9 protein-coding genes are annotated in these 12,162 nt (G+C 36.1%); 7 read left to right on the top strand and 2 right to left on the bottom strand.

Annotated elements, in window-relative coordinates:
* Positions 1-146 precede the first annotated feature (146 nt).
* Entirely contained in the window at positions 147-1,649 is a 1,503-nt protein-coding gene (locus tag JOC75_RS15370; protein WP_204954900.1) for a malate:quinone oxidoreductase, read from the bottom strand.
* Between the two features lie 1,191 nt (positions 1,650-2,840).
* On the opposite strand from JOC75_RS15370, the gene ahpC reads away from it, so the two are divergent.
* A complete protein-coding gene (gene ahpC, locus JOC75_RS15365; protein ID WP_204954899.1) occupies positions 2,841-3,404 on the top strand; it encodes an alkyl hydroperoxide reductase subunit C in 564 nt (187 codons plus the stop codon).
* Between the two features lie 11 nt (positions 3,405-3,415).
* Positions 3,416-4,945, top strand: coding sequence for an alkyl hydroperoxide reductase subunit F (gene ahpF / locus JOC75_RS15360; protein WP_204954898.1), 1,530 nt, complete (start codon positions 3,416-3,418; stop codon positions 4,943-4,945).
* Between the two features lie 557 nt (positions 4,946-5,502).
* Here ahpF and purT read toward each other — a convergent pair.
* Positions 5,503-6,684 carry a formate-dependent phosphoribosylglycinamide formyltransferase gene (gene purT, locus JOC75_RS15355; RefSeq protein ID WP_204954897.1) on the bottom strand — a complete coding sequence of 394 codons (1,182 nt, stop codon included), beginning with the start codon at positions 6,682-6,684 and terminating at the stop codon, positions 5,503-5,505.
* Positions 6,685-6,983: 299 nt separating this feature from the next.
* Here purT and JOC75_RS15350 point away from each other — a divergent pair, with 299 nt between their 5' ends.
* The 5 genes from JOC75_RS15350 (at position 6,984) to JOC75_RS15330 (ending at position 11,978) form a co-directional block, all read left to right on the top strand.
* Entirely contained in the window at positions 6,984-7,673 is a 690-nt protein-coding gene (locus JOC75_RS15350; protein WP_204954896.1) for a hypothetical protein, read from the top strand.
* 355 nt (positions 7,674-8,028) lie between these two features.
* A complete protein-coding gene (locus JOC75_RS15345) occupies positions 8,029-9,090 on the top strand; it encodes an iron-siderophore ABC transporter substrate-binding protein (RefSeq protein WP_204954895.1) in 1,062 nt (353 codons plus the stop codon).
* 1 nt (position 9,091) lies between these two features.
* Positions 9,092-10,126 (top strand): FecCD family ABC transporter permease, encoded by a 1,035-nt coding sequence (locus JOC75_RS15340; RefSeq protein ID WP_204954894.1) that lies wholly within the window; start codon positions 9,092-9,094, stop codon positions 10,124-10,126.
* Positions 10,123-11,154 (top strand): FecCD family ABC transporter permease, encoded by a 1,032-nt coding sequence (locus tag JOC75_RS15335; RefSeq protein ID WP_204954893.1) that lies wholly within the window; start codon positions 10,123-10,125, stop codon positions 11,152-11,154. The genes JOC75_RS15340 and JOC75_RS15335 overlap by 4 nt, the downstream gene beginning before the upstream one ends.
* The gene (locus tag JOC75_RS15330; protein ID WP_204954892.1) at positions 11,154-11,978 is read left to right on the top strand and encodes an ABC transporter ATP-binding protein; all 825 of its coding nucleotides are present in this window, start codon (positions 11,154-11,156) and stop codon (positions 11,976-11,978) included. The genes JOC75_RS15335 and JOC75_RS15330 overlap by 1 nt, the downstream gene beginning before the upstream one ends.
* The last annotated feature ends 184 nt before the right edge of the window (positions 11,979-12,162 follow it).

Genomic DNA, 12,162 nt, shown 5'->3' with positions numbered 1-12,162 from the left:
TTTATCTTTAGCTCAAATACTCGGTGTCCTAACCATTTTCATTTATTTTTATTTAAATTCTAAAAAACTATAGAAAAAAACCTTTAATCTAAGGCAGATCAAAGGCAAACATTTTATAAAGATTAAATACTTATATTATTAAAAAATCAGCTATATACTGTTTTTTTTTCAATTAAACCAAGCGTCTCTGCTGTTGAAGCATGAATTTCTTCAAGAAGCTTTGGGTTTTCCATTAATGACAAGCCATAAGAAGGAATCATTTGTTTGATTTTCGGTTCCCATTCATCGATATGCTCTGGGAAGCATTTAGTAAGCACATCAAGCATAACGTGAACAGCTGTTGACGCACCAGGAGAAGCGCCCAACAATGCAGCTATTGATCCATCAGCACTATTGATTACCTCTGTACCAAATTGAAGAGTTCCTCTCCCTCCATCTTCAGTATCTTTAATAACCTGTACACGCTGTCCTGCCACAACAAAATCCCAATCCTCACTTACTGCATTCGGTATAAACTCACGTAGCTCATCCATACGCTTTTCTTTTGATAACATAACCTGCTGAATCAGATACTTTGTCAACGACATGTTTTTTGCACCTGCAGCCAACATAGTGATTAGATTATCTGGCTTCACCGAAGTGATTAAATCAAATATTGAACCTGTTTTTAAGAACTTTGGTGAAAATCCAGCAAAAGGTCCAAATAATAATGATTTCTTATTATCAATAAATCGTGTATCAAGATGTGGTACAGACATTGGCGGAGCACCAACTTTAGCTTTTCCGTATACTTTTGCATGATGCTGAGCTACTATTTCTGGATTATTACATACCATAAAGATCCCACTTACCGGGAACCCACCAATTTGTCTTCCTTCAGGAATACCAGACTTTTGCAATAGATGAAGACTTCCGCCCCCACCTCCGATAAATACAAATTTAGCAGTATGATTTTCGATGTTACCGCTCTCAACATTCTTAACCTTTAATTCCCATGAACCATCACTAGTGCGGTTCATATTTTCAACACTATGATTGTATTTTAGATTTACATCCTTGCTCTTTAAATGATCAAACAGCATGCGAGTTAATGCACCAAAATTAACATCAGTTCCAGAGTCAATTTTTGTTGCTGCTATTGCTTCATTAGATGATCGATTTTGCATAATAAGTGGAATCCACTCCATTAATTTCTTCGGATCATCTGAAAATTCCATTCCTTGAAACAGCGGGTTATTTGTCATTGCTTCAAAACGGTTTCTTAAAAATTCTACATTTTCGGCTCCTTGAACCATACTCATATGTGGTAGCGGCATAATAAAGTCCTGAGGATTTTTTATTAAATTGCTGTTCACAAGATGAGACCAGAATTGCATTGAAACCTGAAACTGTTCATTAACTTTTATCGCTTTGCTAATATCTACAGACCCATCAGGGCGCTCACTTGTATAATTAAGTTCACATAGTGCTGCGTGACCTGTTCCTGCATTATTCCATTCATTAGAGCTTTCATCTCCAGCCTTGGAGAGTTTTTCAAAAACTGTAATTTCCCATTCTGGTACTAATTCCTTCAAAAGTGTTCCCAAGGTCGCACTCATGACCCCGGCACCAATTAAGATAACGTCTGTTCTATTCTGTACGTTCCCCATTATAACCTTCCTTATCCCCTATATTTGCAGGTGCTCCTGCTTAGGTTTCATAGATGTAAGAAGCGACCTAAGAAACACCTTTTCTGTCTAAAAATTAATCCAAAGGCTTTATCATAGCTATTCATAAATTAAGGCTATTTTCGTAAAATTATCGCTTTAAGAAACTTTATGCAAATCACACAATTTAAAGTCTTATTGCACCTTTTCTTGATTAAAAAGAACTATTTAGCGTTAAATTTACAGTCACAACTAGATTATTGTGTTCATTAGTAGCAATCTTTCAGAAAGGAGCATGAATTAAAGTTTCTAGTATTATCTGACTATTATAAACTATTTAGAGTGTTTAAAAAAGTGTGAAGTCCTTCCACAAAGCTTTAGGAACAGGATAATTATGAACAATTGTTCACTTATTGTGGAGAGTCATACTCAAGTTTAAGAAAACAGTTACATTTTTAATTTTACCATTACTTTTCAAATCGTTCACTGAATTTCTCATGTGTTAAATTCAATAAACAGCAATTATTTTATATAGAATGTTACTGTCCAAGAACACTTCTTATTATATAGAAGAATTTAGTTAATTTCTTGGACCTTTATATAAAATACAAACCAATTTGTAGAATGAATTCTTTTAATATCTCTTCATTGAACCATTTATCCATTTCAGATTGAGCAATGGTTTCAAATGTGACGATTTATTCCTATTCTACAAATCCTAAAGATATGATGTAAGCTGAAGAAAAGAATGTACAGGATATTTATATCCCAGCCTCGATTTTCTTCTTAGTAATTAGGAGCAACTATATTTTATTGATTAACAAAAATATAGGTTTAATTAATACTTTATTCGTCATCTATGTTTCATTTAAGTATTTCAAGGGCAAACTAATATCAGCTGGTAATTGAGATTATTGATAGTAATTGATAATTTTGTGAACAAGAACAGGTAAAAAAACAGGTCCTTATACTCCTCACAAGGATAATTTTTTCATCAAAAAACCATTCTGTTTAAACTAACCGTTATCCTTGACATAGAATGGAATTTATACAATAATTAATATGTATTTAAAGTTATTATCATCAAATAATAAAAATTAAGGTTAATTTTCATTATTTGTTTTTATTAGATTAGCTTATATGACATAAGCTAACTATTTGCATTCCCAAAAACATACTAGGAGGAAAAAAATTATGTCTTTAATCGGATCTGAAGTAAAACCTTTTAACGCAAAAGCTTATAAAAATGGTGAGTTTATCGATGTTACAAATGAAAGTCTAAAAGGACAATGGAGTGTATTCTGTTTCTACCCTGCAGATTTCACATTCGTATGCCCAACTGAACTTGAAGATCTTCAAAATGAATATGCTGCTTTAAAAGAATTAGGAGTTGAAGTGTATTCTGTTTCAACTGATACTCATTTCACACATAAAGGCTGGCACGATAGCTCAGCAACAATTGGAAAAATTACATATGCTATGATTGGTGATCCATCACAAACAATTTCTCGTAACTTCGAAGTTTTAAACGAAGAAGAAGGTCTTGCTGATCGCGGAACATTTATTATCGATCCAGACGGAATCATTCAAACTGTTGAAATTAATGCAGGTGGAATTGGTCGTGATGCAAGTGTTCTTGTAAACAAAATTAAAGCTGCACAATATGTTCGTAAAAACCCAGGTGAAGTTTGCCCAGCTAAATGGCAAGAAGGTTCTGAAACTCTAAAACCAAGCCTTGATCTTGTAGGGAAGATTTAAGGAGTGAAATAATGGTACTTGAAGCAGATATTAAAGCACAGCTTAATCAATATCTTGATTTATTAGAAAGTGATATTGTTCTTAAAGTTAGTGTTGGTTCAGATGAAACATCAAAGGACATGCTGGCTCTTGTTGAAGAGCTAGCTTCTATGTCTTCTAAAATCACATTCGAAAAAGCTGAATTAACGAGAACTCCTAGCTTCAGTGTGAATCGTATTGGAGAAGACACTGGTGTTACATTCGCAGGTATTCCTTTAGGTCATGAATTCACTTCATTAGTATTAGCATTACTACAAGTAAGTGGAAGAGCACCAAAGGTTGACCAAAAGGTCATTGAGCAAATTAAAAAGATAAAAGGTGAATATCACTTTGAATCATATGTTAGCTTAACTTGTCATAACTGTCCTGATGTTGTCCAAGCATTAAATGTAATGAGCGTCTTAAATCCGAACATTACACACACAATGATTGATGGCGCAGCATTCAAGGATGAAGTAGAGAGCAAGAATATTATGGCTGTTCCAACTGTTTACTTAAATGCAGAACCGTTTGGCAGTGGCCGTATGACATTAGATGAAATCTTAGCAAAAGTAGGCAGTGGCGTAGATGCATCTGAGCTATCTGATAAAGATCCATATGATGTTCTTGTAGTTGGTGGCGGTCCTGCTGGTTCAAGTGCAGCAATCTATGCAGCTCGTAAAGGTATACGTACTGGAATTGTTGCTGAACGCTTTGGTGGTCAAGTTCTAGATACAATGAGTATTGAAAACTTCATTAGTGTAAAGCAAACTGAAGGACCTAAGCTTGTTGCAAGCCTTGAAGAACATGTGAAAGAATACAATATCGATGTGATGAATTTACAGCGAGCAAAAGGAATCGAAAAGAAAGATCTTTTTGAGCTTGAGCTTGAAAATGGCGCTATTCTAAAGAGTAAGTCTGTTATTGTTTCAACAGGTGCTCGTTGGAGAAATGTTGGCGTTCCTGGTGAACAAGAATTCAAAAACAAAGGTGTTGCATACTGCCCACATTGTGATGGACCATTGTTCGAAGGTAAAGATGTAGCTGTTATTGGTGGAGGTAATTCAGGTATTGAGGCAGCTATTGACCTTGCAGGTATTGTTAAACATGTAACAGTACTTGAATTTAATCCTGAGTTAAAAGCTGATGACGTCTTGCAAAAACGTCTATACAGCCTTCCAAACGTAACAGTCTTAAAGAATGTTCAAACAAAAGAAATCACTGGTACAGATACTGTAAACGGAATTTCTTACATTGATCGTGATACAGAAGAAGTAAAACATATCGAATTACAAGGTGTGTTTGTGCAAATAGGTCTTGTACCTAACACAGATTGGTTAGAAGGAATCGTAGAACGTAACCGTATTGGTGAAATCATTGTAGACAAACACAATGGAACAACAATTCCTGGACTATTTGCAGCAGGTGACTGTACAGATAATCCATATAACCAAATTATTATTTCAATGGGATCTGGAGCAAATGCAGCATTAGGTGCGTTTGATTACCTTATTCGAAATTGATAATCTAAAAAAGTCGCTATGCTATCGAAACGATAGTGTAGCGACTTTTTTGTTATTGGTCTGTAGATTAAGACAACTTATTCTTAGCATTGAAATATTTCCAACTATAAATACAAGCAGAAAAGTCGGAAGAAACTGGGACGTTATTAAGGAGATCTTCCTTAAAGATCAATTCTAAATCATTCTAAACCATTTATATATAATACTGTTTCTATTAGTCAGTTAAGCTGTATTAACAAGTTCCGTTCCATTGCGCTGCAGACATTTGCTTTCCGCAGGGAGGAAGCTGAGCCTCCTCGGCGTAAGCGCCTGTGGGGTCTCAACCTTTCCTCTGCACCCGCAGGAGTCAAATGTCTCCCGCTCCATTACACTAGTTCTTAAAAATAATATGCAAAATCAAAAAATCTATTGAAGACAACAAATACCTATGTCCCAGTATCTATCTCCATGTTATCTAAAAAGAATAAGCCTTCTATTAAAATCATTTTCTGAGAATCAGCGGTCAGGCTATGAACAGTCACCCTTTCACTTACCTCAACATATTATTTTGCCTAGTTTTATTCCTCAGTAGAAATAACAATCTTTCCTCCTGCTTTTTCAGCACGTTGGCGGGCAATTTCTACGTCTTTTCCTTTGCTAAGAATAACAGCCATGCGGCGGCCAATTTTAGTATCAGGCTTTCCGAATATTCTTATTTGGGTATCTTCTACAGCTAATGCTTGGTTCATGCCAGAAATTTGATACGTTTTACTTTCCTTTGTTGCCTTAATAGCGCGACTTGCACCTGGAGATGTGATGTGAACCTCTGAAACAGGTAGTCCTAAAATTGCTCGTACATGAAGAGCAAATTCTGATAAATCTTGAGTAGCTAGAGTCACCATACCTGTATCATGTGGTCTTGGTGATACCTCACTAAAATAAATACCGTTAGAGGTGATGAACAATTCTACACCAAACAGACCGTACCCTCCAAGCTCGTCAGTAACTTTTCTTGAAATTTCTTCTGCTTCCTTAATTAGTTCCTCACTCATTACATGTGGCTGCCATGATTCAATATAGTCTCCATCTTGTTGTACATGACCTATTGGTGGACAAAAAACCGTTCCTGATACAGAGCGTACTGTTAGTAAGGTGATTTCTGAATCGAATTTAATAAATTCTTCAACTATGACTCTTGTACTTTTGCCTCTTCCACTGTTTAGTGCTTCCTGCCAGGAGTTTTCTATATCATCTTCTGTACGGCAAACTGTTTGACCTTTTCCAGAAGAGCTCATAAGTGGTTTTATCACACAAGGTGTACCAATTATACTTACAGCCTTCTTTAGTTCATCTAGAGAGTTAGCAAATTCATATTTAGCTGTTGGAAGTTCCAATTTTTCACTTGCTAATCGGCGAATGCCTTCACGATCCATTGTTAGTTGTGCAGCATATGCTGTTGGGATGACGTTATAGCCCTCTTTTTCCAATTCCACAAGCGTTGCTGTTGCTATTGCCTCAATTTCTGGAACAATAAAATCTGGCTTCTCCTGCTCAATTACTGCACGAAGCTGTTGACCGTCTAACATATCAACAACATGAAAACGATGTGCAACCTGCATAGCAGGTGCACCTTCATAACGGTCGACTGCTATCGTTTCTACTCCTAATCTTTGTGCTTCAATGATAACCTCTTTCCCTAATTCTCCTGATCCTAATAATAATAGCTTTTTAGCGTATGTATAGTTTGGTGCTCCGTACATTTCATAACCCCCTGAATGTTTGTATTTAAGCTAATAATATCGTTTATTACGGAGATATTTCAACATAATTTCACTAAATTACCGAACAAATTTATAAAAATTATATTAATCGTTCAACAATTAGCCTTTTTTTACTTAACTTGATATTTATCAATTCTAACTAATTTTCAAAAAATCTCTCTTATTTATTTTGTATGGAATTTTTATAATGAATAAGTTGTAAAAACTAATGCTGTTAGTTATGATATATATAAAACTAATATCATTAGTTTTATAATTCATGGAAGGGAGTATTTCAAATGAAAGAAAACTTAGAAATGACTACAAGCTATAGATGGGGGGCTATTTCACTAACCGTTGCAGGAATTCTCTTTATTTTATATCCTTTCATTCGACCGTTTTCTGATGAAACATCCTTATTAGGTGCTTCAGCATTTTCCTCTATTGAATGGCTTATTTCACATGTGATGGCAATATTAGCTTTCGTGTTATTAGGAATTGGTCACCTTAGTTTTTATCTCTCAGTACAAAATACCATGGTTGAGAAGCTTGCTCTTCGGAGTCTTATTCTTGCTTGGATAGGAATAGGTCTGATCCTTCCGTTTTATGGAGCAGAGGTTTTTAGTTTGAATATAATTGGCCAAGAAGCCATACATCAGCAAAACGTTGCTTTGATGAGTCTTGTAAATGACATTCGTTTTGGACCTGGGTTTTTGATGATTTTGATTGGCCTAATTATTTTAGCAGCCAGTTCAATACTCGTTGCAATAATCATTTGGAAATCCAAAATTCTATCAAAGTGGAGCGGTATCCCCTATGCATTAGGATTTATATTGTACCTTCCACAGTACATGGGAACTCAGCCAATTAGAATTGTACATGGACTTGTAATTACAATCGGATGTTTGTGGATTGCGTTGTATCTATGGAGAACTAAACAATCTATAGATACAGTCAACGGTAAGTCACATAGCCCTACAATGGAGTAGTCATCGGGGGTATTCAGATAGTAGTTTCCTTTAAAAGATATAATAATACTACTCTCTACATGAATGAAACATACATCTAAAGATATAAAAAAAGAGATCGTTAAATGTTTCACGGTCTCTTTTACATTAATAAAATCTATTTTAAAAACATCAATTATCTAGTATTTTATTTCCTATTACTAATGATACCGTTTTCCCTCTATATCAATAACCATAAAGAAAATCCCTTCTAATTCGTTCATTTTTAGACTGTATTACTTATAACTATTGTATTGACAACTCAATAAAGAGGATATAAAGTAATGATAGTGATAATTATTATCAACTAAACTCATATAAAGGAATGATATATAAAATGAATGCAAAATTATTCACAACATTAATTATGGCTATGCTTATGATTGCTTTAGTTGGTTGTTCAAATTCAGATCAACAATCAAATGCAAAATCAGAGCCATCAACTACTGAAGATACAGAAAAAGCTGAAAGTGAAGAAGCTACAACAGAATATCCAATTGTGATTAAGCATGCATTTGGTGAAACAACAATTGAAGAAAAACCTGAAAACGTTGCTACTATTGCATGGTCAAACCATGACGTTGCTCTTTCTCTTGGCGTTGTACCTGTAGGTTTTTCTGCTGCAAACTATGGTGTTCAAGATGATAGCGGCATGCTACCTTGGACTGCTGAGAAATTAAAAGAACTTGGTGAAGACAGCCCAAATATCTATCAAGATACAGACGGTTTAGATTTTGAAGCAATTGCTGATTCTAATCCAGATGTTATTCTTGCAGCATATTCTGGTATTACTCAAGAAGAATATGATACATTAAGTGAAATCGCTCCAGTTGTTGCTTATCAAACAAGCCCTTGGGTAGCTTCATGGCGTGAACAGGTTACATACAACTCAATGGGTATGGGACTTGAAGAAGAAGGTAAACAGCTTATTGCTGACACAGAGAAATTAATTGAAGACAAAGCAAGTGAATATCCTGAACTAAAAGGTAAAAAAGCTGCCTTCGTAAGTATTGACGCCGCTGATTTATCTAAGTTCTACGTCTACACACCTGGAGATCCACGTGGTGCATTCCTTAGTGAGTTAGGTATGGAATACCCTGAAAGTATTACAAGTCAAATTACTGATCCAAGTAAATTCTTTTTAGAAGTAAGTGCTGAAAATGCAGATATGCTTAACGGTGCTGAAATTTTAGTATCATATGGTGATGAAAATACACTTGCAGCTTTACAAGCTGATCCAATCCTTGGAAAAATCCCAGCAATTGAAAGAGGTTCTATTGTAATTATCGGAAATGGTACACCACTTGCAGCATCTGGAACTCCAAGCCCACTTTCTATTGAATACTCAATTGACGAATACTTAACTTTACTCTCAGAAGCTGTAAGCAAAGTTAAATAAAATGAGTAATACTTCCGTTTCAGAAAATAAGCAGTTGCATATACCGAAAAATTTCATAAAAGTACTTATACTTTCTATTGTCATACTCGGTATATGTGTATTGGCTTCTCTTGCTTTTGGATCTCGTATAGTTGGATGGAAGGAACTAATGGATGGTTTATTCCATCCTGAGGTACAGACCCACGGAGCAAATGTTGTTCGCCAAAGAATGGCTAGAACTGTATTTAGTATCATGTGTGGTGCAGCATTAGGAGTTTCTGGGGCTCTCATGCAGTCAGTCACTCGCAACCCTATTGCAGATCCTAGCATACTCGGAGTTAACACAGGGGCAGCACTTTTCGTCGTTTGTGGAATTTCCTTCTTTAATATTGGTTCCGCTAGTCAATACATTTGGTTTGCATTAGCAGGAGCAATCATAACTGCCATTTTTGTATTCGGAATTGGTTCGATGGGGAGTGGCGGTGCCACGCCCCTTAAACTCGTTTTAGCGGGTGCTGCTACAAGCGCTGCTTTATCATCTCTCGTGATGGCAATTATGATTCCTCGCTCAAACGTTATGGATCAATTTAGGTATTGGCAGGTAGGAAGTGTTGGATCAGGAAATTGGAACTCTGTCTCAATCTTTATTCCTTTTCTTATAGTTGGAATACTAATAGCCCTTTTCTCCGCTCCCTCACTAAACGCAATTGCATTAGGTGATGAAGTAGCAACAGGACTAGGAGTACGTACAGGAACACTTAGACTTATAGCTGCATTTGCAGGTGTACTATTATGTGGTGTAGCAACAGCACTAGCAGGCCCTATTGGATTTATCGGATTATTAGCAACACATGTTATTCGACTCCTTATTGGCCCTGATATTCGATACATTATCCCAATGTCAGCGCTATTAGGTGCTATTATCTTAACAATATCAGATGTTTTTGGTAGAATTCTTGGAAGTCCTGGGGAGCTTGAAGTTGGTGTAGTTACAGCATTTGTTGGGGCTCCTATTTTAATCTTAATAACTATGAAAGCGAAAATGCGTGCCTTATGATGAATGAATCTATAAATCTTATTATGGTAGGTAGAATAAAGAGACGTCGTCGTTTTTTCTTTGTCACTTCCCTCCTTGCAATCATTTCCGTTGCACTTTGCTGCACAATGCTAATGCTAGGAAACACAATTTATCCTTTTTCAGATGTTATAAGTGTTTTACTCGGTGAGAAAATAAAAGGTGCATCATTTGCAGTCGAAACAATACGGTTTCCAAGAATGGTTGCAGGTGTTTTTGCTGGATTTGCTTTTGGTGTTGCAGGACATGTATTTCAAACAATGCTTCGTAATCCTTTAGCAAACCCAAATGTTATCGGTATCACAGCAGGTTCAAGTGCAGCTGCTGTGTTTTGTATCATCGTTCTTCAAGCAAGCACAACCTTTGTTTCAATTGCTTCTATTATTGGTGGACTTGCAACAGTTATTATTATTTTTCTATTATCAAGAGGTACTTCTTTTTCAATTGGTCGATTAATTTTAATAGGAATTGGCATTCAAGCAATGCTAAACGCTGTCATATCGTATCTATTACTTATTGGTCAGCAAAATGATGTTCCTACTGCAATGAGATGGTTGAGTGGTAGTCTAAATGGTGCTAAAATGGAGAATCTTTATCCTTTAATAATTACCGTCCTTATCTTCGCACCAATTATCGTTGTTCTTGGGAAGAACTTAGATATGCTAGAGCTTGGAGAGCAAGCAGCAACTTCACTTGGAGTCGATACTGACAAAACACGATTTATACTTGTTATCAGTTCGGTCCTTATTATTGCGTTAGCAACGGCTACAACAGGACCTATCGCTTTTGTCGCGTTCCTTTCTGGACCTATCGCAAAAAGATTAGTTGGAGTAGGATTTTCAAGCATTATTCCAGCAGGTCTTATTGGCATCATTTTAGTTTTAGCATCAGATCTAATCGGACAATTCGCATTTGTGGCTAGATATCCTGTAGGTGTAATCACAGGCATACTTGGAGCTCCATATTTGATTTACTTGCTAATTCGAATGAATCGAAAGGGAGATTTATAATGAAACCGACACAAGCTTTTCAAACGGAAGGAATCACTGCTGGATACGATAATAAAACCATTTTACATGATGTAAGCATAACGATTCCTAGCAACAAAATTAGTATTATAATTGGGGCCAATGGTTGTGGTAAATCTACACTCCTTAAAACAATGGCTAGACTTATTAAACCTACCTCTGGGCAAGTAACCTTTGGTGGAAAACCAATTAATAAAATACCTCCAAAGCAATTAGCTCGTGTATTGGGTCTACTACCTCAATCACCAATTGTACCTGAAGGAATAACGGTTGCAGATTTAGTTGGACGAGGAAGATTTCCACACCAAACATTTCTAAAGGGTTGGACAAAAAAGGATTACGAAGCAGTTAGTGACGCTATGGAAATGATGAACATCACTGAATTTGCTGATCGTAGCATTGATGAGCTTTCAGGTGGTCAAAGACAGCGTGTCTGGATTGCAATGGCACTTGCACAACAAACAGACATATTATTTCTTGATGAACCAACAACCTATTTAGATATCACCTATCAAATTGAAATTCTTGACCTGCTAACAGATCTTAACCGAAAATATGGAACAACCATTGTCATGGTTCTTCATGATATCAATTTATCTGCTCGTTATGCAGACTATATTTTCGCTCTTCAAAAAGGAAGACTTGTTGCAGAGGGTGAGCCATCAAAGGTTATTACAAGTACATTAATTGAAGACATTTTTGGTCTTCATTGCACAGTAATAGAAGATCCTGTTTCTGGATCTCCTTCAGTAATTCCTATAGGACGTTATCATGTGAATAGAGAGCTCACCCTTATTAAAGGCTAGCTCCCACACTTAGCAAAAGGTTGCAGACGATCTCCCTAGTTGGGATCGTCTGCAACCTTTTTGCTGTGAAGGGCTATATGTTCAACAGTTCTAACGCTTGCCATACATATCTAAATGAGAGGATTTTTATTACACACTCACTCAAATCACTGTGACATGTTTGCAAATATACCAAGAATGTACT

It is taken from the genome of Metabacillus crassostreae (genome assembly GCF_016908395.1).
GTDB classification, from domain to species: Bacteria; Bacillota; Bacilli; order Bacillales; family Bacillaceae; genus Metabacillus; species Metabacillus crassostreae.
This window is presented reverse-complemented; position numbering and strand designations above follow the sequence as displayed.

Excerpts from the sequence above, each read along its gene's own strand:
- JOC75_RS15350 (WP_204954896.1), top strand. The coding sequence starts at position 6,984 with ATGAAAGAAAACTTAGAAATGACTACAAGCTATAGATGGGGGGCTATT.
- JOC75_RS15345 (WP_204954895.1), top strand. The coding sequence starts at position 8,029 with ATGAATGCAAAATTATTCACAACATTAATTATGGCTATGCTTATGATT.
- ahpC (WP_204954899.1), top strand. The coding sequence starts at position 2,841 with ATGTCTTTAATCGGATCTGAAGTAAAACCTTTTAACGCAAAAGCTTAT.
- JOC75_RS15335 (WP_204954893.1), top strand. The coding sequence starts at position 10,123 with ATGATGAATGAATCTATAAATCTTATTATGGTAGGTAGAATAAAGAGA.
- JOC75_RS15370 (WP_204954900.1), bottom strand. The coding sequence starts at position 1,649 with ATGGGGAACGTACAGAATAGAACAGACGTTATCTTAATTGGTGCCGGG.
- ahpF (WP_204954898.1), top strand. The coding sequence starts at position 3,416 with ATGGTACTTGAAGCAGATATTAAAGCACAGCTTAATCAATATCTTGAT.
- JOC75_RS15340 (WP_204954894.1), top strand. The coding sequence starts at position 9,092 with ATGAGTAATACTTCCGTTTCAGAAAATAAGCAGTTGCATATACCGAAA.
- JOC75_RS15330 (WP_204954892.1), top strand. The coding sequence starts at position 11,154 with ATGAAACCGACACAAGCTTTTCAAACGGAAGGAATCACTGCTGGATAC.
- purT (WP_204954897.1), bottom strand. The coding sequence starts at position 6,684 with ATGTACGGAGCACCAAACTATACATACGCTAAAAAGCTATTATTATTA.